Here is a 25,116-nt window from a genome sequence, read left to right on the forward strand (position 1 = left end):
TTCCCCCACTTCCCCCACCCCCCCTAACTTCCCTACTTCCCCCACTCCTGAACTCCTGACTCCTGACTCCTGACTCCTAATTTTCCATGTATATACAAAATTAATCTCCCGACTGCTGATCATCCCCAAATCCTTGACGAGCAAAAATTTCAATCATCTCGCTGCGGGTCAAATTATTGGCTGCGGCTAATTGATCCAACTTAGACCAAGCTGTATCTGTCAGCCGGATAGACCGCAACTTTTTAGACTCAGAACCATAATCAGCCTGAAATTGTCCTCCTGATGTACGCTTGCGTCTGGGTGATTTGTGCCTTGTTCCTGAAAACTTATTGCCATGTATATCTATTTTATTACTGATCATTAAATTAACTAAATTATCAATTAAGCGATCGCTCTCCATTGGTAAAATATCTCGACCATGCAGCATATCCTGAATAATCTTAAAATGCACTAAAGTCCCCAGAAAAATCCTTGCAGCCACCGCTGCATCAGGTAATTGCAATTCTGGATGCGCCGCAAAATATTGGGTAATTGTATCTAAACCAGTTTTATCTACATTGCGAACAAAAACCTGCGCTAGTGAGGGAAAACGCCCAGATTCGGCAATAATCAACCTCACAAAACTCAATAATTCCTGTGAACAACCAATATTATTTAAAATATTGTTAGCAATCCGACGCAGAACTATCTCCGGTTCTCCTGCGAGAAATTGCGGATCTTGGGGGTTAAAAACTGCCAAGTATTTTTTCTGCACTAATTTTTCAATCAGCGCCGTAAATAATCCTTCTTTATCTTGAAAGTAGCTATATACCGTTGTTTTCGACACTCCTGCGGCTGCTGTCACCTTATCCATCGTTGTCGCAGCGTAACCATTGGCCAAAAATTCCTGCATTGCACCAGCCAGGATAGCATCAACTTTCTCTACTAACAGGGATCTTTCTACTGGACTTTCCTCGACTTCTTTGCTCTTTTTTTGCATATCAGCTACCCAGATTAATTATTTTTGCAGTGACTATTGACAAAATTGGAATGGACGGTTTAGTTTATTTGTATAACTAAACTGATTAGTTTACCTCCCATCCTCAATCATACAGGAAAACTTATGGTGCGTGATGTAACAGCTAAAGATTCCGCATTCTGGAAACCCAGTTCCCGTCAACTAATGATGCTGACAACAGCCATAATTATGGCAATTCTGGGAATTAAAGGGTATAGATTTTCACAAATTCAATCTCAAAATACTGTCATCCAAGCCGCCCAAGTAAATACACCACAAATTAAAACGGTGACAGCATTGGGAAGACTTGAACCCAAGGGCAAAGTCATCAAACTTTCTGCACCTACATCTAGTCAAGGTAGCCGAGTCGAACAGCTTTTGGTTAAAGAAGGGGATAAAGTCAAAGCGGGGCAAATAATAGCCATTTTAGATAATCGTCCCCGTCTTCAAGCCGCTTATCAAGAAGCCCAAGCAGCCGTGAAGATTGCCCAGGTAAACTTAGAAAAAGTGCAATCAGGCGCGAAAATAGGCGAAATAGAAGCCCAAAAAGCCGATATTGCCAGAATAGAAGCGCAAAAGCTTGGTGATGAAAGCGGACAAAAACAAACAGTTGCTAGATTAGAAGCACAATGGCAAGGAGAAACTACCGCACAACAGGCCACAATTAATAAATTACAAGCCGAACTCAAAAATGCTCAAGTAGAACTACAACGCTATCAGCAACTTTACCAGGATGGAGCAATTTCTCAGTCATTATTTGACAGTAAACGCCTCAGTGTTGATACCATTACCCAACAATTGAGCGAAGCTAAAGCCAACTTCAATCGCATTGATAGTACAGGACGTAGGCAAATTAGTGAAGCTAAAACTGCCCTTACCCGGATCAATTCCACAGGTAGTAAACAAATCTCCTCTGCCCAAGCTACCCTAAATAAAATAGCCGAAGTCCGTCCCATAGACATAGCCGCAGCCAAAGCTGAAGTTAACCGTACCATAGCCGCAGCCGCACAAGCAAAAGCTAATTTAGATCAAAGTTATGTTAAAGCACCTCAAAATGGTGTGATTTTTGACATTTATAGCCGTGCAGGTGAAGTAGTATCCAATAACGGCATTGTCGAACTTGGACAAATAAATCAGATGTATGCAGTAGTGGAAGTTTACCAAAGTGATATTAATAAAATCCGTCCCCAACAACAGGTAAAAATATCTAGTAACTCCCTATCAGGCGAATTACAGGGAAAAGTAGATTGGATTGGCTGGAAAGTGCAACGGCAAAATGTGATCAATTCTGACCCCACTGACAATATTGATTCCAGAGTTGTAGAAGTTCATGTTCAGCTAGATGAAGCCGCAAGTAAAAAAGCCGCAAAATTTACCAATTTACAAGTTAAGGCGGTAATTTCACTATGATCGGATTTATTCAAGCAATCCAAAGACGCACTCCTTTAGGATGGTTGCAACTCAATCACAATAGAAGTCGTTTGTTAGTGGCTTTATCCGGTATTGCCTTTGCAGACGTACTCATTTTTATGCAGCTTGGCTTTCAAAACTCCTTGTATGACAGTAACACTACCTTAAATCGGGCTGTCCTGGCAGACATCATTTTAATTAGTCCGCAAAGCCGGAATATGCAAAATATGTCTACTTTTTCCCGGAGAAGGCTGTTTCAAGCGGCTGATGTTCCAGGTGTCAAGGCTGCTGAACCCATGTATATCAGTATGGTGACGTGGAAAAATCCCCAAACCAAACGCAAAACCACAGTTCAAGCAGTAGCCTTTAATCCTGAACAATTGGCATTAAATATACCAGAAGTTAATGCCCAATTAGATAAAATTAAATTACCAGATAATTTTCTTTTTGATCGGGCGGCCAGAGGAGAGTACAAAGAAATTTTGAGTCAAATTGATGCAGGTCAAACCGTAACCACAGAAATAGAAAAACGGACAATTAATATTAGTGGATTATTTAAATTAGGCTCATCATTTGGGGCGGATGGGACAATCATTTCTAGTCCTGAAAACTTCATTCGTATTTCTCCCAAACGACAAATAGGCAGTATTAATTTCGGATTAATCTACCTAAAACCAGGCTATGATGCCCAGCAAGTAGCAGCGGCTTTAAAATCTCACCTCCAAGATAATCAAGATGTAAAAGTTTTAACACGCCAAGAATTTATCAAATTTGAAGAAGATTATTGGAAAAAAGAAAGTCCCATTGGATTTATTTTTACATTAGGGGTATCTATGGGATTTATGGTGGGGGTAATTATTGTTTATCAAGTTCTCTCCACCGATGTTAATGCCCATCTTAAAGAATATGCGACATTTAAAGCAATGGGCTATCCTAATATATATTTATTAGGAATAATTTTTGAAGAAGCATTAATTTTAGCGACACTAGGTTTCATTCCTGGCTTTATCATTCCCATAGGACTTTATCAACTAGCCAGAAACGCTACAAACTTACCAATATATATGACTTTAACTAGAGCAGTAATGGTTTTTATCATGACAATAATTATGTGTGCTATTTCCGGTGCGATCGCCACAAATAAACTCCAATCAGCCGACCCAGCCGATATGTTTTAGGAAGGAGTCAGGAGTCAGAAGCGATGCCCTGAGCTTGTCGAAGGGTCAGGAGTCAGAATATTTGTTTTTAGCAATAATCTGGAGAAACCTGTTTTTCCCTCAACTATCAATAATGACTCGAAAACGCTAATTCATTCTGTATCCTCAATTCTGACACATTAAACACAAACTTTAAAAATGTTGGGTTTCCTTGTGTCAACCCAACCTACATCAAAACGTGATTTCTCTGTGTACAAAAAATCCTGAATCAACCATGAACAATATTAACTCTCAAAAACCTGTAATTTCCATCCAAAACCTTGATCATTACTTCGGTTCTGGACAACTACGAAAACAAGTTTTATCTAATATCAACCTGACCATAAATGCCGGAGAAATTGTGATCATGACAGGCCCATCTGGCTCAGGTAAAACTACATTATTAACCTTAGCTGGTGGGTTACGTTCTGCCCAATTTGGAAGTTTACAGATATTAGGTAATGAACTATGTCAAGCTAATGCTAAACAATTAACCCAAGCCCGCAGAAATAACGGTTATATTTTTCAAGCCCATAACTTACACGGTAGCTTAACAGCAATCCAAAACGTGAGAATGGGTTTAGAAGTGCATCCGAAAATGTCAGGAAAAGAAATGTTAATCCAGTCCCAAAAAATGTTAGAAGAAGTAGGATTGGGAAATCGTCTCCATTACTATCCAGATAGTTTATCAGGGGGACAAAAACAAAGGGTGGCGATCGCTCGTGCCTTAGTCAGCCAACCAAAAATAGTCCTAGCCGATGAACCCACCGCTGCACTAGATAAACAATCAGGACGGGATGTAGTCGAACTAATGCAGAAACTAGCTAAAGAACATCATTGTACAATTCTACTCGTTACCCACGATAACCGCATTTTAGATATTGCTGACCGCATTGTTTACATGGAAGACGGCCATCTTGTCCGCGAAAAAAGTGATTCTTTACAAGATGTAGTTAGTTGAAATACCTGGCGACAAAAGCACCGCCAGGATGATTTTAATGATTGGCTTGTTGAATTAAAATATCTAACTCCTGCTGCATTTTGCTTTTGACTAACTCATAACATTCATCCACATAAGTGCGATCGCTTGCAGCCTCTTTTCCATAGCGTGCAAACACAATCGGTGGACAAACCCTAGTATAGATAGTCACAGGCAAAGGAATATTAGGCAGCGGTCCAAAAGCCAATCCCCAAGGTAATCCCAAATAAATAGGAAACACTAAAGGATCAACCCCAAACAGCCAAGGCATCCCCATTTTATGAAATTGCTGCATAACTTCATACATATCAGCCAAGACAATCAGAGTATCATGTGACCCCCAGGAAATCGCTGGCACAATTGGTACATTCTCCCGCAGCGCCAACTTAATAAACCCCCTCCGTTCGGCAAAATAAATTTTATCCCGCATCGCATGGGGTCGAAAGACATCCTCAGCACCACCAGGATAAACCAAGACACTAGCACCAGTCCGCAAAGCCTTGTAAGCCATTTTGGGGTGCGCCCTCACAGCGCCAGCCTTCATCGCCATTTCTGCCGCCGGTGGAAACACATCCCAAACTTTAGGGTGCATCAAACCATAAATTTCTCGTTCCACACCAAAGCGCCGGAACCAATCATATAACATCATGGATGTGTCAGGAGAAGCAAGTCCGCCATTATGAGAACCGACAACGAGAATTTTTTCATCGGGGACATTTTCCCAGCCACTGGTTTGGACTCGAAAATAACAGTTATATAACAAGCCCAAGATAGGCATCATAGATTCGATGAACCTTGGATCTCGTTGATCCAAAGACCACCCTGTGTTAGTGGTTTGAAGATGCTTTAGTTTGAACATCGGGAAATTTTATCAGGATTTATACGGATCAGACAATCCGCTGTTTTGCAGTTTTATCCAGCCTAACGCAATCTTCCAAATGTTTTCCCCACTCTGGAATGATAAAATGTTCAGTAGGAACACAATCTAATTGTTCCCGTCTAAATAAGTAATCTGTAACACTTACTAAAAGCCCTACTTAATAACGCTAAAATCTATAGAATCAAAACCCGTCAAGTCGTACATGATTATTAACGCTAAAACCTGATTATTAGCTTTGAATTAGTATATTTTTGCTTAAACCCCAACAATTCAAACATTTGAGAGCATAGAAATAACATGAAAACTTTGAAGCTATTTACAATTGCTTCCGTAGCACTCACAATGGGCTTATTACTGAATCAGTCCAGCTTTGCTGGCACTCCGACAACCATAATTGATTCTACTTTGGCCTCAGAACCATTAATACTAAAAGGCAAGTCTGGTGGATCTGTGAAGAGTAATTGTGGGAATATTAACACCGCGCCTAATCAAATAATTGAAGTTACAGAGCCATTGCCCTATCTACGATTGACAGCAGCGACCGAAGGACAGCCAACGCTATTAATTGACGGACCGGGAGGGCGTTTTTGTGTGCTTGCTGATAGTAATAGCGGTGGCAACCCAGAACTCTCCGGTTACTGGCAACCAGGTAAATATTCAGTATATGTGGGTGAATTGGCTCTAAAAAATTACAGTTATACCCTTGTCGTTTCTAAGCAAAAACAAGCATTGAAATAGTACACCTGTACGATTTTCATGGTATTGCTAAGACAACAACAATTTTAGCTTTGTTTCTCCTATCCTATCTAGAAATTTAAATTACAAGAGTTTAAGGGATCGTATTTTTGCCAACAAATTGGACTCCTAACATGATATTGGTATTACAGTGATTCAATAAAATCTTTGAGGAGAAATATGTTTAAAAGACTAATTGGTGTTGTTGTTGCTACTATTTTGCTGACATTACAGATGGTTGTCGGTACTGCAACAGCGGTAGAACTGGATGAAGCTATCCGTACAGTGCCATTAAATGACAAAGGTGATACAGTTGTTCTCAGCTTAAAACAAGTCAAAGAAGGCAAACGACTATTCAATTACGCTTGCGCTCAATGCCATGCTGGTGGTGTTACCAAGACTAACCAAAATGTGGGACTTGAACCTGAAACCTTAGCAGGGGCTTTACCTAACCGCAATAATATTGAAGGTTTGGTGGACTATATGAAAAATCCCACTACCTATGATGGCGCAACAGAAATTTCAGAAATCCACCCCAGTTTGAAGAGTGCAAATATTTTCCGAGTCATGCGAAATCTGACCGAAGAGGACTTGAATGCGATCGCTGGACATATTCTCCTCCAACCCAAAGTTGTTGGCACTAAATGGGGTGGCGGTAAAATTTATTACTAAACTATCCTGATTCAGTCATACAAATTGTCAGGGAAAATATCATAGATTCCCTGACTTGTTGATTATCAAAATTTTTGGCGATAAATATGATTAGAAGACTAATTTTCACAGAAATGCGAAATCTGACCGAAGATGATTTGACAGCGATCGCTGGACATATTCTCCTCCAACCAAAAATTGTCGGCACTAAATGGGGTGGCGGTAAAATTTATTATTAAATCACGTTCATAAGCTTGATTCTATAGGTAGGGGTTTAGCAGTGCTAAACCCTTACAGCTAAATAATGACTTAAAAACTAATTTCTAAGCTGTACAGGCATAGCCAAATAGGTCATTTTCAATCCACCCAAAGGCGTGAAAATTACCGGAGTTAAACTTTGATTCAAGTGCATTTGAATTTCTGAAGATGGTAATTCCTTCAAACCTTCCATCAGATACTTGACATTAAAAGCAATGTCTATATCTTCCCCAGATATTTGGGCTGGCATTGATTCTGTACCACTACCAACATCTTGCGCTTCACAAGATAGAGTAATTTCTTGATTGGCATTATCAATACTGACTTTGACAATATTATTTTTCTGATCTGCTAACACAGCAATGCGTTCCAAAGTGCTGATAAATTGCTTTCTTTCTAATGTAACTTGGCGTTCAAATTGCCGAGGAATTAATTGCCGATAAGCGGGATATTGTCCTTCTAAAGTGCGGCTGGTGAGGCGTTGATTTTGCCAAGCAAATACTACTTGACCTTGATCAAGATATACGGCTACAGTTTCTTCTGATGTGGAGTTATGTCCTAACATCCGTTGTAGTTCTCGTAATGCTCTTGCCGGTACTGTCACCTCTACCTGTTCGCTTCCTTCTACAGGCCGCTCATTTGTAGTTTCCAAAACTGCTAACCGGTGTCCGTCGGTGGCGGCAAATTCTAAAGTATCTTGTTTGAGAGTTAAATGTACGCCTGTAAGGACTTGCTTGGTTTCATCGGAACTAGTAGCAAACAAAGAACCTTTCAATCCTTCAATTAGTGCCGCTGTGGTGAGAGTAATTGCTTCGGCGTTTTCAATCACAGGTAATTCGGGGAATTCTTCCGCGCCCATTGCTCGGACTTGATAACGTCCGCTTTTAGGTTTGAGAGTAACAATTATACCTTCTCCGGTATTATCTGCTGATTGATCATCCAGGGTGATTTCCCCTTCTGGTAGACGAGAGGTGATGTCTACAAGTAGTTTGGCAGGGAGAGCAATTGTCCCTCCTTCTAAGACCTCGGCACTAAAGCTGGTACGGATACCTAAACTGAGGTCAAAGGCTGTTAAACTCACTTGATTAGTTTCGGCATCTGCTTGTAATAAGATATTGGCAAGAACAGGATGAGTGGGTCTGGAGGGGACTGCACGACTGACGAGAGAAAGGTTGCTACTAAGATCACTTTGAGAACAGATTAATTTCATCTTTAAATTCAATAATGGGAAAATGGGTAATTGGTAATTGTAATTGGTAAATAGGCAGGCAAAATAAATTATATAAAAGATTGAGATTGAATGTAGGGGTAGCGCCCCCGTGCCTACCCGAATTCATTGGGCAATAAATTATATAAAAGATTGGGACCCCCGTGCCTACCCCGATATTTGGGGCAACCACAGGGGGTTTGCCCCTACTGTGTGATTTTAACTGCTTAAAGCCTTGATAAACCGTTGTAAACTCTTAAACACACTAGGTTTTTTGGTGGGTGTAGCGTCCGTAGTGTTTGCCGTTTGTCCCCCCATAAGAATTGCGTCTAATTCGTCACCGGAGGGTTTTTTGGAGAGTTCAACAATTTTTTGATATTCGTTTTCTATTTCTTGCCATACTTCCCATTGTCCAGGGTAGCAACGGAAAAGGGCAGATTCATCATCTACAGGACGGATATAGTAACAAGATTCGATGGTACTAATGAAGCGACGACGGGTTTCTCTGGCTGTGTAACCGATACCAACTACACTGGAATCTTCGAGTCGGGGTGTTAACATGATTACGGAGCGATCGCCGATCAGTTCACACAGCTTTTCTAATTGTGGGACTTCTACGGAGGTGGGGGCGATAAATAGGAAAATTTCATCCTCTGGCTGAATTTTTGCTTCTAGGGATGCAGCCCTACCAGTACCAATATCGGAAATTTGGAATTGTGCGTCTGTCCAATCTCGACGGGCTAAAGCAGCCGCACCGGCATCAGCAAAGAAGACTTTGAGACGGGATTCGTATTCAGTAAATTGGGGGAGAAATTGTTCTGCAACCGTCATAAATTTGAGTTCGGGAAATAATAACTCAACTTGAATCCGAGTTATACCATCAGCTAAAGCTGATTTTACCGCTTCACAAGATTGAGCGATCGCATCTTCTAAGGTTTTTGGTAGTTCAGCCATAGTTTATCAAGTCGCTGGGTTAATATTTAATTCTCTACTATATTGATTTAGGTGGTATGAAAAATCATCCAATCACTAAAAATTCAATTTATTAGTAATTTAGGCATTATTGTTGAGTGTTATAGCAGGAGTCAGGAGTCAGGAGTCAGGAGTCAGGAGTTCAGGAAGAAAGAAGGAAGAGGAAAAAAGAAGATAATTTTCTCCCCTGCTCCCCTGCCCCCTGCTGCCCTATTCCCTTGCCATAACGACAATTTTTAACACCAACCTACTTAGAAATTCAGTTGAATAGAGTGCAAACTACATGAGTCAAGGTTTTTTACAAATTGCTTTAACGCTGTGTATTGTCGTATTAATTACGCCAATACTAGGAAAATACATAGCCCGCGTTTTTTTGGGAGAGAGGACAATCCTTGATCCGGTGATGAAGCCCATAGAAGCAATAATTTATATTTTAGGGGGTGTGGGTAAAAAAAATGATATGACCGGTTGGCAGTATATCCGCGCCTTACTATGCAGTAACTTAGTCATGGGTGTGGGAGTTTATGCGCTGCTTTATTATCAGAAATTTCTACCCTGGAATCCCAATGAACTGGGGAGGATGAGATGGGATTTATTACTACATACCACAATTTCCTTCCTGACCAATACCGACCAACAACACTACGCCACAGAAAACACCTTTAGTTATTTTAGTCAAACATCAGCTTTAGGTTTTTTAATGTTTACTTCAGCGGCTAGTGGTTTAGTCGTAGGAATTGCCTTTATTCGGGGGTTAACGGGGAGAAAACTGGGGAATTTCTATGTGGATTTTACCCAGGCTATCACTAGAATATTATTACCTTTATCTATTGTGGGGGCGATCGCTCTCATCATCGCCGGTGTACCTCAAACCCTAGCCAAAACCATCTTAGTAGAAACATTAGAAGGAAGAATCCAGTACATAGCCAGAGGGCCAGTAGCCTCCTGGGAAATGATCAAAATGTTAGGAGAAAATGGCGGCGGCTTTTTTGCAGCTAATTCCGCTCATCCTTTTGAAAATCCCAATGGTGCTTCTAACCTAATAGAAATCATTGCCATGCTGGCTATCCCCACCTCCCTAATTTACACCTACGGAGTATTTGCCAACAACCTCAAACAAACCTGGTTATTATTTTCAATGGTATTTATCATCTTTGTCGTTCTCATTGGCGTTACAGCCACAGGAGAATTACAAGGAAATCCGCTCATTAACAATGCTTTGCAATTAGAATTATCCAACTTAGAAGGCAAAGAAGTCAGATTTGATTGGGCGCAAACCGCATTATGGGCAGTTACAACCACAGCCACTATGTGCGGCGCTGTCAACGGAATGCACGATTCCCTCATGCCCAGTGGCACATTTTCCACCTTATTCAACCTATTTTTACAAATAATTTGGGGAGGACAAGGCATAGGAACAGCTTATCTCTTCATATATCTAATTCTCACAGTTTTTATCACCGGTTTAATGGTAGGGCGCACACCAGAAATTTTTGGACGCAAAATTGAAAAACGGGAAATTGTTCTGGCTAGTGTAGTCCTATTAATTCACCCCATGATGATTTTAATTCCTAGTGCGATCGCATTAGCTTATCCTATATCCTTGTCAGGAATTAGTAACCCAGGTTTTCATGGAATTTCCCAAGTAGTTTATGAATACGCCTCAGCCGCAGCCAATAACGGTTCTGGCCTAGAAGGATTAAATGACAGCACATTATGGTGGAACTTAAGTACAACTGTCAGTATTTTTGCAGGACGTTATATACCCATTATTGCCCTACTGCTCTTAGCTGATAGTATGTCTAAAAAACAAGTCAGTCCAGCAAGCCGGGGAACTTTGAAAACTGATTCTCTACTATTTACTGGGATTACCGCTGGTGTCATCCTAATTTTAGGCATCCTCACATTCTTCCCTGTTCTAGCTCTAGGCCCAATCGCCGAAGGCTTTAAACTCGCTTCTGGTAGTTAGAAAAAATGAGGGAATAGGGAGCAGGGGAGCAGGGGGCAGGGGAGCAGGGGAGCAGGGGAGAAAATTATCTTCTTCCTTCTTTCTTCCTTCATTCTTTCTTCATTCTTTCTTCATTCTTTCTTCATTCTTTCTTCATTCTTTCTTCCTGACTCCTGACCCTTCGACAAGCTCAGGGCATCGCTCCTGACTCCTGACTCCTGACTCCTGACTCCTGACTCCTGACTCCCGACTGGTCACTGAGCGAAGTCGAAGTGCTGACTCCTGACTCCTAAAAAATTACTTATATATGAACTCAGCAACTACCTCTAATTCTAAAGTTCCCCGTCCTCGTTATCGCCGTAAGAAACACAGAAAAACACGGGTATCTAATAAAGGACTGTATTTCCGAGCCATAGGAAATGCTTTTATTAAACTGCATCCCCAGTATGCCATCAAAAATCCAGTTATGTTTTTAGTATGGATGGGAACAATTATTACTTTCTGTGTCACCATTTACCCTGAATTATTCGGTCCAGTAAATCAAAAAAATCTCCATCTGTTTAACGGACTATTAACGGGCATTTTATTATTCACAGTTCTCTTTAGCAACTTTGCTGAAGCCGTAGCCGAGGGACGAGGTAAAGCCCAAGCCGATACTTTACGTTCAACCCAATCAGCCACCATTGCCAAAACCATCACCGTTGACGGCACAATTACAGAAGTTCCTGCCGACAGCTTAAAACAGGGAGACACTATATATGTAGTCTCAGGTGATGTGATTCCCGCAGATGGTGAAGTAATCATGGGTGTCGCCTCTGTGGATGAATCAGCAATTACAGGCGAATCTGCCCCAGTTCTCAAAGAATCAGGTTCAGACGTTGCCAGTTCAGTTACAGGTGGTACACGCATAATTTCTGATGAACTGATTATTCGTGTTACTGCTGAACCAGGGCAAGGCTTTATTGACCGGATGATTGCCTTGGTCGAAGGAGCAGAACGGACTAAAACCCCTAACGAAATTGCTTTAACAGTATTATTAGCAGTTTTGAGCTTAGTATTTTTATTCGTAGTAGCCACCTTACCCGCCTTTGCCTACTATGTGAATAGTCCTGTGAGTGTGCCGGTTCTCATTGCTCTTTTGGTAGCACTTATCCCCACAACCATTGGCGGTTTACTGAGTACCATCGGTATTGCCGGGATGGACAGAGTAGCCCAATTTAACGTCATTGCCACCTCTGGTAGAGCAATAGAAGCTTGTGGAGATATCAATACCCTGGTTCTTGACAAAACCGGAACAATCACCCTTGGCAACCGTTTAGCAGAAGAATTAATCCCCATCAATGGCCACTCAATCGTGGAAATTGCTAACGTGGCTTTAGCAGCTAGTATTTTTGACGATACGACCGAGGGCAAATCTATTGTCCGACTGGCAGAAAAGTTAGGGGCAAATTTTGATTTAGACCGCAAACAAGCGCAAGGGATAGAATTTTCGGCAAAAACCCGCATGAGTGGTACTAATTTACCTGGGGGTAGGGAAGTACGGAAAGGCTCTGTAGAAGCAATTAAAGGTTTTGTTCTTTCCCGTCATGGACAAGATACACCGGAATTAGATATTGCATATCAACAAGTTTCTCATCAAGGTGGTACACCTTTAGCTGTTTGTCTTGATAACGAAGTTTACGGTGTTATCTATCTCAAAGATATTGTTAAACCAGGTATCCGCGAACGATTTGACCAACTCCGACGGATGGGAATACGGACTATCATGCTGACGGGAGATAACCGGATTACTGCTTCTGTGATTGCCAAAGAAGCTGGAGTAGATGAATTTATTGCTGAAGCTACGCCAGAAGATAAAATCAGTGTGATTCAACGGGAACAGGCTGAGGGTAAAATTGTAGCGATGACAGGGGATGGAACTAATGATGCTCCTGCTTTGGCACAAGCTAATGTAGGTGTGGCAATGAATACGGGAACGCAAGCAGCTAAGGAAGCGGCTAATATGGTGGATTTAGATTCTGATCCCACCAAATTAATTGATATCGTTAGTATCGGCAAGCAATTGTTAATTACTCGGGGAGCGTTGACGACGTTTTCTATTGCTAATGATATTGCTAAATATTTTGCGATTATTCCCGTACTTTTCACTGCTGCTAATTTAGGAAGTTTGAATATTATGAAGTTGAGTAGCGTTAATTCGGCTATTTTGTCGGCGTTGATTTACAATGCTTTAATTATTCCGGCTTTGATTCCTTTAGCATTAAAAGGTATTCAGTTTCGACCTTTAACCGCTAATCAACTTCTGCAACGAAATATTTTAATTTATGGCTTAGGTGGGGTAATTGCTCCATTTATGGCGATTAAATTAATAGATATGATGATTACATTTGTGGGTTTAGCTTAAATAATTATGTGAATAGGTCTAGATCCTGATTGGGCGCAGGCCCTGCGCCCCTACTTCCTGTTATAAAATAAAATTCAAGATTAAATTATGTCTATTTTTAGAGAAATTGTCAAAGCCATTAGAATAACTTTGGTAATTTGGTTATTAACAGCAATTGTCTATCCTCTTTTTATATTGCTAGTCGGTCAGTCTTTTTTCCCGATTTCCGCTAATGGCAGTATGATTTTAAATATCAATGATCAACCTATTGGTTCGACTTTAATTGGTCAGGGATTTACATCTGATCGTTATTTTCATGGTCGTCCCAGCGCTGTTAGATATAGTCAAGGTAAAAAAGCTCAACCTACTGGTATTTCTGGAGGTAGTAATCTAGCTCCTACGAATCCAGAACTTAAGGGACGTATTCTCAAGCAGGTGGAAAAATTGCAGAATCAGGATAAACAACCTGTGGCTGATTTGATTTATACGTCCGGGTCTGGTTTAGACCCCCATATTTCTTTAAAAGCAGCACAACAACAAATAGAGAGAGTAGCACAGGCACGGGGTATTAGGGAAGATGATATTATTCCTTTGATTAATAAGTATCTTGATGGCAGGTTTTTAGGAGTTTTTGGTGAGCCAGGGGTAAATCTTTTACGTTTAAATTATGCTTTGGATTTACAAGATATTAATCGTCAGCAAAATTAGTTAAGGAGTCAGGAGTCAGGAGTCAGGAGAAAGAAAGGAGAAAGAAAGGAGAAAGAAAGGAGAAAGAAAGGAGAAAGAAAGGAGAAAGAAAGGAGAAAGAAAGGAGAAAGAAAGGAGAAAGAAAGGAAAAAGGAGTCATGGGGAAGAATTAGAAAGAGTTTTCGATTTATTCAGCAAACCCTACTTAATTTTCTCCCATATTGATAAAAAGGGATTATTAAGTGCTTGGTTTTTCAAAGAATCCTCGAAATTATATAAATAATTATTTTTAGGTTTATCTTGATCACTTGAGCTATTCACTAATAAGCCTAAGACGTTGCATTTAGAATTATTTAAAATTTCTTGGGCGCTAATAGCACTTTTCAGGTCTAGGACATCAGGATTAGCGACTAGCAACATACCATCTGTCATTTTACTCAAAGTGAGAGCATCTGCACCAACAAGTAATGGTGGAGCTTCAATAATGACAAAATCATATTGAGCAGAAAATTCTGTAATTAGTGATTCCATGCGTTGGGAATTCAGTAAGGCTAAAGGATTAGGTGGTCTAATACCAGCAGTTAAGATGTCCAGGTTATCCATAACTGTACATACGGCGACTTTGAATTCGGCTTGAGAAACTAGGACTTCACTCAAACCTACTATACTGTTGACTTGCCAGAGATGGTTCTGAGATGGAATCCGCATATCTGCATCTACGAGTAATACTCGATATCCTAGTTGAGCTAGTACCGCTGATAAATTAGCTGTAACTGTAGATTTTCCTTCTTTTGCAACGGTGCTGGTGACAACAATAGTATTCAATAATTTATCTGAACTTAATAATCTCAGATTAGCTTGAATCATTCTGTACATTTCACTCTCTAAGGAGTAGGGTGCATCTCTGACAATAATTTCTTCGACTGGTTCTTCTTTTTGCTGATTTCGATTTTTGGCTTTTTTCTGTGGCGATGGGACTATTCCCAAGAAAGTATATTTAAATATGTCTCTAACTTCCTGAATTGTTTTCACAGTCCTATCTCTCATTTCCATTAAGATGATAGTGGTGCTGGCAAAGAATGCTCCTAATAAAACACCTAGCAATACGACAATAATTTTTTTGGTTACTAATGGTTTTTTAGGAATTTCAGCTTGACTAATAATGCGAGCGATCGCTGTATTTTTATTTTGTGCTACCTGTAATTCTTGAGCCTTTTTTAAGATGGTTTCATAGGTGGATTGAGCTACCTCGACTTTGCGTTCTAAATCCCGCTGATTTTGTACCAACATGGGGATGATTTTAGCTCGGCGTTTAACTTCAGTCCGGGAATTATATAGAGAAGCTAATTTTTTGGATAATCCAAAGCGTTGTACTTCTGCTTGTAAGAAACTTTGAATTAATTGTTGTCTAATCGCTCCGATTTGTAATTGTCCTTCGGGAACTTGTGTGGAATCGCCAATAGTTTCTTGAATTTGAGTTTGCAGAAGATTATTTAAGTTGGCTTTTTTGGCTTCTAGGCTGGTAATTACTGGGTTGTCGTCGAAATAGCGACTACGTTCGACGGCTAATTGTCGGTCTATGTCTTGCAGTTGAGTGAGAATTCCTTGCACTGCGGGGGAGTTATTGAGGGAACTGACGGCGATCGCTTGCTGAGAATCTAGATCTATTTTTTGGCGCAGTGCATTAGTTTGAGCATTTATATCTTCTAGCTGTGCTTGGACATTATTAATTTCATTGTCTAAATTGCCCATAATGGCAACGGTTGATCTAGTTTCCTCTGTTAAATCTACAATATTATTTTCTTGTTTAAATTTGCGTAATGCCACTTCAGTAAGATGAACGGCAGATTGTACTTGTGGTAACTGTCTCGCCATAAATTTATAGGTTGCTTCAGCTTCGCCACGAGTTGTGAGAATATTATTTTCTACATACAGTTTCATCACTGTATTCACTACTGCGGCTGCTTCTTTGGGATTAGGACTTTGATAAGCAATTTTGACAACATCTGTACCACCGATAACTTTTATAGTTATAGCTTTTTCCAAATCTTTAACTTTGACGAGTTCACCTTTTTTATTTTTATTTTTGAGTTTTAATCGGTTGATTGTTTGTTGCAAGACAGCCGGTGAATAAATTATTTCTATTTCTGTATTAATGGGATTTTGAGTTGATACCAGGGGTTTTAGTTCTCCGCTTCCTCCTTCAGAACCTCCAGTTAAGAGATTAGAACCTAAGACTTGAAAGGAGGGAAGTTTAAATAATAGTTTTCCTTCGGCTTCATAGGATGGTTTCATAAAATTCGTAGCTATAGCGCTGAGAATTACTGTAGCTATAAAAACGCTAGTGGCAGGTAGCCATTGCCGTTTCACCATTAATAAGTAACGGCCGAAGTCTAAATCAGTAGCTTCTCTAGATTCTATAGAACTTTTGGACATAATTTTTCACTGGTAAAGATTTTTTCTATCGCTGGGGTGCATGATCAAAAGCGCGAGCGATCGCTCTCCAGGCTAATTTTTGCTGCATTTTGTCATCCAATGGTAAAGGACGAACTGGGGAGCGATCCGGTCTAGGTTTAAACTCACTCAGCCAGGTATATTTATCGCTCAAACCCCAGGTAATAACGGTATTTACAGCCTTTTCATCTAAAGCCGCAGAGAGATAATCTTCATAAGCAGAGGCGATCGCCTGATCTCGTTTTTGCGGATCTTTAGGTAATTTATCATCTTTGACATCCATCTCAGTAATCATAATTTTTAACCCTAATCCTGCTACTTGACCGAGAAAGGCACGAAATTTTTGGGCATTAAAACTCTTACTATCACCAGATAAATGTGCTTGGATACCTAAAGCATGAACAGGTGTTCCCTTAGACTTTAACCGTTGTAAAAGATTTAATACTGCATTGCGTTTGGCCTCATGTTTGCTGGTATCATAATCTAAATCATAATCGTTATAAACTAACAAAGCTTTCGGGTCAGCAATCGCCGCCAGTCTGAAAGCCAATTCAATATAATCTGTTCCTAAATATTCCAACCAAGGAGTTTTCCTGAAATTATCTGATCGCTTATCCCACAGAGCGATCGCTTCATTCACAACATCCCAAGAATGAATCCTCCCTGCATAATGTCCTACCACTTTATTAATATGTTTTGTTAAAAATAACTCAGCATTTTGACGATTCACCTCATATTTAAACCAAGGCGGTAAAGAATCATGCCAAACTAAAGTATGTCCGCGAAAAAGTAGGTTATGACTATTAGCAAAATTAGCCATCCAATCTGCCGCCCGAAAATCAAAATTATCTTTATTAGGACGTAAAGCCTGTTTTCCAGCAGACCACTTCAATTCCCACTCTGGAACCAACATTCCGCATTCCTTAGCCACAGCAGCAGCTAGTAATGAATCAGAAGATAAATCAGGGTAGCGAATTGCCGCTCCATAAATCAATCCTTTAGCCGCAGCACGTTCTTTTAAAGTACCTTTTCCAGAAGTATTAAAGTTTCTCGTCAAATGATCATCAGATTGAATTTGTTGCTGAAGAGATACATTTTTAGCAAAGGCGACAGCACCCATACCCGTTAAAGTTCCTAACCCTAACTTCAACACATCTCTTCTATTCAATAAAAAATTATCAGCCATAAATAACACCTATTAAAACTTAGTTATTCCCAATCGTTGTTGAATCACCAACCAAATAAACAAAGGATTACCAACTACATAACGTTGCCACAAGCGTTTAGGCTCAACAATGAAGCGAAACAACCACTCTAACCCACTATTTTGCATCCAAATTGGCGCTCTTTTCACCATACCTGCAACCAACTCAAAGCTAACACCAATACCCAAAGAAATAGGTACTTTTAGCTGTTGATAATTGGCATATATCCACTTCTCCTGTTTAGGAGCGCCCAATCCCACAAATAGGATATCTGGGGCTGCATCTTTAATATGAGAGTTAATAATTTCTAATTCTTCTGTTTGAGATTCAAACCCATAGGGAGGACAATACATACCAACTATTTTCAACCCTAGATAGCGACCTTGAAGAACCTCCGCAGCCTGTTCAACCGCACCAGGACGACCACCAAGCAAAAATATTTTTAGTCCCTTACTAGCAGCATTTTCACATACCTTTTCAAACAAGTCTGTTCCATTCACCCGACCTTTAAGTGGTGTTTGCAAAAACTTAGCTGCCCATAGTAATGGCACACCATCTGGTACTGTCAAAAAAGCTTTACTATAGATTTCCTGAAAATCAGCATCCTTTTGTAAAGTTAAAATATGTTGAGCATTCGGTGTCACCACATATTCTGGACTACCTCCAGAAACTGCATACTCTATAACTATATTTACCACTTCCTCAAAGCTATATTTATCAATTTTTACACCAACAATGTTCGTTTTCATAGGTTCTACTTATTTTCAACTATTTGAATTTATGGAAACTTAAATTACAAAATCATCTGCGTTTATCTGCGTCCATCTGCGTTCCCTTGCTGCTGCTTATAATGGGATTGCTATATTTGTACATTTGTTAAATATATTGACTAGTTGAGGGCAATAGTTATTAACATCAAAAGGCATAACTGTTTCTCTAGCATTTTTCCCCAAAGATAACCTCAACTCTTCATTTTCCACCAAAGATTGCATCACCTGTGATAACTGTTTAATATTCCCAGGAGTTACCAGCCAACCATTTTTGTTAGTAATTACTAATTCAGGAATCCCCCCCACAGGAGTAGAGATAATTGGCAAACCCCAACCCATAGCCTCTAGTATTGCCATTGGTAAACCTTCATTATAGGAAGGAAGAATAAAGACATCTGCCTGATTTAACAGACTGTCTCTTTGTTTTGAGTCGACCCAACCCAAAAATGTAATATTATCAACAAGATTGAGACTTTTAACCAATTCTTGTCCCTGTTCTATATCTCCATCTCCAGCTAGAATTAATTCCGAACGGTTTTTAGTTGCATAAGGTAAATTAGCAAAAGCTTTAATTAAATCAAATGCCCCCTTCCGTTCACCAACTCGTCCACAAAAAAGCAAAGTTACCTTTTCTATATTGCACCGCTGAGGAACTGTCATAGGTAATTCTGTAGGATTAGGTAAAACAAAAACCCGTTGAGGATTTAAACCTAAATTAGTGACATAAAAATCTTGCCAAATAGTAGACAAAACAATGAAACCATTGCACCTGCGAAATAGGCTACTTAAACATTGCTTTGCCCATTTGGGTAGACGTGAGTAAGTAACATGAAATTCTGCTCCATGAGTATGTATGAACACAGGTTTATTAAAAATCAATCCTATCAGGGCAATAATAGACTTTCTGATCAAGCTACCACCATCTGAAAGGTGAATATAGACAATATCTATTTTTTGAGTGATTAGCCTCCATAATAACTTAATTAAAGCTTGATTAAATACCATTAACCTATGTTTGATACTACCCTCGTCATGGCTAGTAATATGTTGAATGTCCAGATTTTTATCGGCGTGTTTAAGGATGAGCTTTTCAACAGTAGCTATACCCCCATTTTGTTCCAGACTAGCGCCAATCATCATAATTTTAATTTTCATAAGTTTAATAATCAATTAGTAATTTAAAGCTTAAATTTCAGGATTTCTCAATATATTTGTGGAACTGTAATCAGGTCATTTGCAGCTTCAATTTCTTCCTCCTCTGGAATTAAAACCGAATAAGCAATAGCTACATAGAGAACCCAAAGAATATCATTTTGTACCATTAATGCAGTTTCTGTTAAGTTGGATAAAACTAAACAGACTATGAATATTAATGGCCAAAATCCCTCAGAACTGGTACTATATCGTAGCAAAATAAAAGAGTTGCGTAAGGTTTTCCATAGACTAAGCATAAAGAAAATAACTCCTATCAAACCTGCATTTAAACATAAATCTAAGATTCCATTATGTCCATTTGGGGCTTCCCAACCAGCCATAAACCATACATTTGTCAGATTATCTGTATCCACCCAAAATGCACCGTAACCATATCCAAAGAAAGGACGATTCCAAATCATATTCAAGATAATTGGCCACAACTCTGTTCTCCCAGTGAGACTGGCATCCTTGCCAATAGCACTAAAGAGAATGGCTGAGTTTTCATTAAACCAAATCACACCACAGATAATTAAGGTAATCATGCCGATAGAGAAAGGAATCATCATCTCATAATGCCATCTCCAAGTTCTAAATATTAGAAATATCATAATAACATTGAAAAAGTTCAATAGTGCGGCGGAAGAACGACAAAACAATAGAAGTAACATTGATAAACTTAAAGTAACATAGATAATCGAACGGTTTTTATCAAGATTAATTCGTAATAAATTAACTATTATACTCATGATCATCATTCTACCCAGAACATTTTTATGAGTATATATTCCTCTAAAAGCTCCTGCATGAATTCCACCCATAATACCAAACTTAGGCAACGCCACAATAAAAAGCAAACTTAACAGTGTAATTACTGTGAAAGTCCAACCTAATAAAACTACTTGTTCCTTCAGTGTATAGCGGCTTGCCAAGTAAATTCCAAATAAGCTTGTACCAACTATAGCTATACAACGACTGATGGTAATTTCTGAATTAATAGACCATAAAATTGAAGCTGTGACTATTCCCAATAATAGGATTATATAGTTATCTTTACTTAAGACATAAACTACCTTTTTCCATCTAAATGATAATAAAATAAAGGTAATTAAATAAATAAATAAAAATACTATTTTTATCAAAGAGTTGTCAGCATCATCACCTCCTCCAGATTCTCCTTCACTTGCTCCTCCAGAGAGAATTACTGTTAAAGGACCTCCAGTATAAAGCATCAAAGATAAAACGCTAAAGGGGTATTCTATAATTTTTAAAATCTTATTCATAGATTAGGTTATATTTGTAATTGTATAATGTGTTTATAAAGCAACTATTTTTTATTTATCAATATTTTTGATAAAGCTATATTTATTCCTCCTACAGCATGAACAACTAGAAAAACAGCGCATATCGTGTAAGCAACAGTTGCACTAATCATTGTAATTATTAAGTTATTAGTGACCATTTTTAAACCTAAAAATACAACTAGCATAAAAATGCCAATTAATAAGGGACGAGTGACAATTTTTTTGATATCTAAATAAAATAGACGAGTACAAACTCCATATATATATTGACCAGATGAAACAACGGACAAAAGTAGTCCCGTGAATGCTGCTCCTATTAGTTGATAATAATATATCAGGGGTATACCTGCAAAAATAGTTACTAAATTACCAGTAAATACTTCAATTAAATTAACCTTTTCAAAACCATTAGCAACTAATAAATAGCCTAAAGGTCTGGTGAATGAAGTCACCAGTAGTCCCACTACCATGATATTCAGTGCTACAACACCCTCAGCAAATTTTGCATCTCCATAAAATAAAACTAAGGTCTCTTCTCCAATAAAAAATATCCCAATAATTAGTGGTAATGCTACACACAATAATATCTCAATAATCATTTCTGCCAAATCACGTTGTTTTTCCTTACCTAAGATGACAGACTTTGACATGGCTGGGAAAACAGCAACTACCAGACTATGGGCAATAATTTCAAAAGGCTGCATTAATTGACTAACAGCACCATATAAACCAATAACTACCTCAGTTGATAATAAAGAGAGAATAATTACCAGCATTCTTCCTTTTACGACTGCCATACCTTCGATCACTATAAATGTCCGAGCATATTTTAAATTATTCCACATAAAATTCCATTCTATTTGCCATTGAGGTTTAACTGATGGAATAATTAAAAGCAGTTGAATCAAGAGAATTAATGTCTCAGATATAACCATAAATGCACAAACAAAATTGAGGTTATACTTGAGGGTAATTGCCCAGGCTATTAAAAGAGTTCTTAAAATATATATTGGTGTTGTACTGATAGTAATTAAATACATTTTCTCTTGGGCTTGAAAAATAGCTTCCGTAATATTGGAAAGAGAAAATGGGACAATCATTAAGCCTAATATGTAACAAACTATAGATGTGTCTGAACTATATGGCATTATTAATACTAAAATAAATAATCCTAGATAACCAATTAAACTTAAAAATAACTGTAGTAAAGAACCACTGATTAAATAAGTTGATGTTTGTTCTGGATAACGGGATAATTCACGGGTAAATAATGTTTTTAACCCTTGGGAAATACAGGTCATAAACAGATAATAATAGTTAAATGCCAGGGTATATTGTCCCAGATTATAAGGGCCTAAAATCCGGGCAATAAGTGCTATTAAAATAAACGATGTCACGCTTTGTGTTAGTCGGTTAATTAATATTGCGAGAGAATTACCAATAATTTTGCGGTTTTCCATGAGTAATAAATATTGATTTATTTTTTTGATATTTAAGACTGGTGAGAGGAGCTATTTTCAATTAGATTTAAGTAATTGTTCATATTTTGTCAAAGCAGCCTCTAAAGAAAATTCCTGTCCTCTTTTTTGTAATAATTGAGAATCAAGGGGATTTTTTAGGGTGTTAATCATCGCAGTTGCTAAACTTTCAAAATCACCAACAGCTACTAAATCTCCATATTTACCATCAGCTAAAATTTCCGCTGGTCCACTTTCACAATCAGTAGAAACAACAGGAGTTCCTGCTAACATTGCTTCTACAAGGACATTACCAAAACCCTCAAATATAGAAGATAATACACATAAGGAAGCTTGTTTCATATACGCATAAGGATTAGGAACAAATCCAGGAAAACAGACATCTTCTTCTAAACCCAATTCTGTAACTAAAGCTTGTAAGCTAGGCAAATCCTCACCTTGACCTAAAATCATTAACCTAGCTGAATACTGCTTTTTTACCAAAGCAAAAGCGCGAATTAAGGTAGGAAAATCTTTTTGTTTAGTAAGTCGTCCTACACCTAAAATTACAGGTGGTTGATTTTGTAAAAACCAAGAATGGTTGACAGGTTGATCAAATTTTTCGATTAAATCATTGGTAAAAATTGGATTGTAGATAACTTTGACTTTATCTAGAGGTAAATTGCTCATTTGAGCGGCATCTTCAGCCACCCCTTGAGATACTGCTACTATACCATCAGCCCAGGAATAAAATAGCCGCACGAAGAGGGGGATGAGTTTAACTTTTAGATTTTTTGACTGTTTAGAAGCACGAGAAAGATGATTATGGACAGTTAAGATCACAGAAGTAGAAACACCAGCCAAGCGTTTAGCAATTACGGCTATAGTATTCGGATCTTCGAGTGCAGAAATAAGCACTTGAGGACGATTTTGCCGCAGGTAACTAATTAATGAAGGTAAGCTACTAATTAATCTACTACTTTTCAAATCTATTAATCTTACCTTTGGTGATACAAGGGATAAATATTCTCCTTCGAGAATAGCTACCACTAAATCTACTTTTAGTCCCTTTTCTGCAAAGCCACTGGCTAAACTTAGCATGACTTTTTCCGCACCACCACCATTAAGATTGACCAAAAAGAATGCTATGTCTGTCATTTGATAATTCCTGATAAAAATTACTTTTCTAAACAAGCTGAATTTTCTAATACATCTACGATTTCTTTGGCTATATTATCCCAATTAAATTTAGTTTGCATTTTATATATTCCTGCTTCAGACATTAATGATAATTGATTAGGGTTACTAAGAAGTTTTATAATAGTATTAGCTATTAATTCAGGATCTAACTCAGGTATGATAATACCATCTATCCAGTCTTCTAAAAATTCCGGCATCCCATTACCATTACCAGCAGTGATGACACAGGGAACACCATTTTTCATCGCATCAAGTAAAAAAATTCCAAATGGTTCGCACCGGGCTGGTGCAATAACTAAATCAGTTTCACTAAAGAGAAGTTCCATTTTTTCGGGTGAAGAAATTTGACCTATGTTTTCTACCCCGTCTATATGGCTGATAGTTAGTGGATTTAGTTTTTTACCAATCACAACTAATTTAGCATCGGGTATCATTTTTTTGACTTTTATAAAAGCCTTGATAACTATATCTCCCCCCTTTCTGCGAAAATCTGAGCTATTAAATAACAGTTTTTTGCTACCAAATGTTTTCTTTTTGGGATTAATTTTATTTTGATGAAAATTCACAGAAGCACCGACAACAGTTATTTTTTGAGAATTTATGCCATAATCTTGGATTAAAGAGTTTTTAACGATATTACTCATCACGAAAATATGACAAGCGCGTTCGTAGGTTTTTGATTCGCACTCTATCCAAGCATCACGTTCTTTAGAGTTAAGAAAAAAAGCCCAGTCTTGCCAATGTTTCTCCGATAGAGCCATTGTATAGTCTAAATATATAGCAAAAGGAATATCAAAATTTTCCCAAAATGGGCTAGACATAGAAAATATGTGAAATACTATATCTGGAGAGTATTTTAATTGCCTAATCTGACGTTCTATATTGAGCGATCGCATCATAAACGCTTGCTGATTTTTATGTAACAAGCAATCAGCCTTACCTAAAGAAAATACGCACAAAGCATAAAACAGCTTTAATATCAATGTCAGAGGCTTTTGTTCATACCACTCAGACGTATTATTAATAATTTCTACACTTTGATAATGTTGAGATAGTGCTTGACATAAGCCCTGTCTCCGTTTTGTAAACTCTGGTTTTCCTGTCAATACCATTTTTTTGAATTTAGACGTATTCACTTAAATATCTCCATGACTTAAATTGGTGGGTTTAAAAAGTAGTTTTTCACTCTCCCCCCACTTTCGAGAGTTTATAGGGTAGGTAGAAGTAGG

General features: G+C 38.4%; 21 protein-coding genes. 9 read left to right on the plus strand and 12 right to left on the minus strand.

Annotation, left to right across the window (positions count from 1 at the left end; genetic code table 11):
* Positions 1-100: 100 nt before the first annotated feature.
* A complete protein-coding gene (locus FJR05_RS11455; RefSeq protein WP_168644205.1) occupies positions 101-979 on the minus strand; it encodes a TetR/AcrR family transcriptional regulator in 879 nt (292 codons plus the stop codon).
* Between the two features lie 123 nt (positions 980-1,102).
* Between FJR05_RS11455 and FJR05_RS11460 the strand changes: the two genes are divergently transcribed.
* From FJR05_RS11460 to FJR05_RS11470, 3 genes are all read left to right on the plus strand, one after another.
* On the plus strand, positions 1,103-2,407 hold the full coding sequence (locus FJR05_RS11460; protein ID WP_168644206.1) for an ABC exporter membrane fusion protein: 1,305 nt from the start codon (positions 1,103-1,105) through the stop codon (positions 2,405-2,407).
* Positions 2,404-3,585: an ABC transporter permease DevC gene (devC, locus tag FJR05_RS11465; RefSeq protein ID WP_168644207.1), complete on the plus strand. Its 1,182-nt coding sequence runs from the start codon at positions 2,404-2,406 to the stop codon at positions 3,583-3,585. The genes FJR05_RS11460 and devC overlap by 4 nt, the downstream gene beginning before the upstream one ends.
* 253 nt (positions 3,586-3,838) lie before the next feature.
* Positions 3,839-4,564, plus strand: a complete 726-nt coding sequence (locus FJR05_RS11470; protein WP_168644208.1) for a DevA family ABC transporter ATP-binding protein — start codon at positions 3,839-3,841, stop codon at positions 4,562-4,564.
* Positions 4,565-4,598: 34 nt separating this feature from the next.
* On the opposite strand, the gene FJR05_RS11475 is transcribed toward FJR05_RS11470, so the two are convergent.
* Positions 4,599-5,441: a lysophospholipid acyltransferase family protein gene (locus FJR05_RS11475; protein WP_168644209.1), complete on the minus strand. Its 843-nt coding sequence runs from the start codon at positions 5,439-5,441 to the stop codon at positions 4,599-4,601.
* A gap of 318 nt (positions 5,442-5,759) precedes the next feature.
* On the opposite strand from FJR05_RS11475, the gene FJR05_RS11480 reads away from it, so the two are divergent.
* The 3 genes from FJR05_RS11480 (at position 5,760) to FJR05_RS11490 (ending at position 7,087) form a co-directional block, all read left to right on the plus strand.
* Entirely contained in the window at positions 5,760-6,200 is a 441-nt protein-coding gene (locus tag FJR05_RS11480) for a hypothetical protein (protein WP_168644210.1), read from the plus strand.
* 177 nt (positions 6,201-6,377) lie between these two features.
* Positions 6,378-6,869 carry a photosystem II cytochrome c-550 gene (psbV, locus tag FJR05_RS11485; RefSeq protein ID WP_168644211.1) on the plus strand — a complete coding sequence of 164 codons (492 nt, stop codon included), beginning with the start codon at positions 6,378-6,380 and terminating at the stop codon, positions 6,867-6,869.
* A gap of 86 nt (positions 6,870-6,955) precedes the next feature.
* Positions 6,956-7,087, plus strand: a complete 132-nt coding sequence (locus FJR05_RS11490; protein ID WP_371416878.1) for a hypothetical protein — start codon at positions 6,956-6,958, stop codon at positions 7,085-7,087.
* A gap of 77 nt (positions 7,088-7,164) precedes the next feature.
* On the opposite strand, the gene dnaN is transcribed toward FJR05_RS11490, so the two are convergent.
* Positions 7,165-8,316, minus strand: a complete 1,152-nt coding sequence (dnaN, locus tag FJR05_RS11495; protein ID WP_168644212.1) for a DNA polymerase III subunit beta — start codon at positions 8,314-8,316, stop codon at positions 7,165-7,167.
* A gap of 216 nt (positions 8,317-8,532) precedes the next feature.
* On the minus strand, positions 8,533-9,267 hold the full coding sequence (locus FJR05_RS11500) for a DUF1995 family protein (protein WP_168644213.1): 735 nt from the start codon (positions 9,265-9,267) through the stop codon (positions 8,533-8,535).
* A 301-nt stretch (positions 9,268-9,568) separates the two neighbouring features.
* On the opposite strand from FJR05_RS11500, the gene kdpA reads away from it, so the two are divergent.
* From kdpA to kdpC, 3 genes are all read left to right on the plus strand, one after another.
* Complete coding sequence (gene kdpA, locus FJR05_RS11505) at positions 9,569-11,254, plus strand: potassium-transporting ATPase subunit KdpA (protein WP_168644214.1); 1,686 nt, start codon at positions 9,569-9,571, stop codon at positions 11,252-11,254.
* A 286-nt stretch (positions 11,255-11,540) separates the two neighbouring features.
* Entirely contained in the window at positions 11,541-13,637 is a 2,097-nt protein-coding gene (gene kdpB, locus FJR05_RS11510; RefSeq protein WP_168644215.1) for a potassium-transporting ATPase subunit KdpB, read from the plus strand.
* A gap of 87 nt (positions 13,638-13,724) precedes the next feature.
* Positions 13,725-14,324: a K(+)-transporting ATPase subunit C gene (gene kdpC, locus FJR05_RS11515; RefSeq protein ID WP_168644216.1), complete on the plus strand. Its 600-nt coding sequence runs from the start codon at positions 13,725-13,727 to the stop codon at positions 14,322-14,324.
* 180 nt (positions 14,325-14,504) lie between these two features.
* Here kdpC and FJR05_RS11520 read toward each other — a convergent pair whose 3' ends face one another.
* From FJR05_RS11520 to FJR05_RS11555, 8 genes are all read right to left on the minus strand, one after another.
* Positions 14,505-16,739 (minus strand): polysaccharide biosynthesis tyrosine autokinase, encoded by a 2,235-nt coding sequence (locus FJR05_RS11520; protein ID WP_168644217.1) that lies wholly within the window; start codon positions 16,737-16,739, stop codon positions 14,505-14,507.
* A 25-nt stretch (positions 16,740-16,764) separates the two neighbouring features.
* Positions 16,765-17,943, minus strand: coding sequence for an endo-1,4-beta-xylanase (locus FJR05_RS11525; protein ID WP_168644218.1), 1,179 nt, complete (start codon positions 17,941-17,943; stop codon positions 16,765-16,767).
* A 12-nt stretch (positions 17,944-17,955) separates the two neighbouring features.
* On the minus strand, positions 17,956-18,711 hold the full coding sequence (locus FJR05_RS11530) for a WecB/TagA/CpsF family glycosyltransferase (protein ID WP_168644219.1): 756 nt from the start codon (positions 18,709-18,711) through the stop codon (positions 17,956-17,958).
* 96 nt (positions 18,712-18,807) lie between these two features.
* Complete coding sequence (locus tag FJR05_RS11535; protein ID WP_168644220.1) at positions 18,808-19,887, minus strand: glycosyltransferase family 4 protein; 1,080 nt, start codon at positions 19,885-19,887, stop codon at positions 18,808-18,810.
* A 47-nt stretch (positions 19,888-19,934) separates the two neighbouring features.
* Positions 19,935-21,209: an O-antigen ligase gene (locus FJR05_RS11540; protein WP_168644221.1), complete on the minus strand. Its 1,275-nt coding sequence runs from the start codon at positions 21,207-21,209 to the stop codon at positions 19,935-19,937.
* A gap of 44 nt (positions 21,210-21,253) precedes the next feature.
* Positions 21,254-22,690, minus strand: coding sequence for an oligosaccharide flippase family protein (locus FJR05_RS11545; RefSeq protein WP_168644222.1), 1,437 nt, complete (start codon positions 22,688-22,690; stop codon positions 21,254-21,256).
* A gap of 57 nt (positions 22,691-22,747) precedes the next feature.
* Positions 22,748-23,845, minus strand: coding sequence for a glycosyltransferase (locus FJR05_RS11550; RefSeq protein ID WP_168644223.1), 1,098 nt, complete (start codon positions 23,843-23,845; stop codon positions 22,748-22,750).
* 20 nt (positions 23,846-23,865) lie between these two features.
* Positions 23,866-25,023: a glycosyltransferase family 4 protein gene (locus FJR05_RS11555; protein ID WP_168644224.1), complete on the minus strand. Its 1,158-nt coding sequence runs from the start codon at positions 25,021-25,023 to the stop codon at positions 23,866-23,868.
* Positions 25,024-25,116 lie beyond the last annotated feature (93 nt).

The sequence above is a fragment of the Dolichospermum sp. UHCC 0259 genome, assembly GCF_009711935.1.
GTDB lineage: Bacteria > Cyanobacteriota > Cyanobacteriia > Cyanobacteriales > Nostocaceae > Dolichospermum.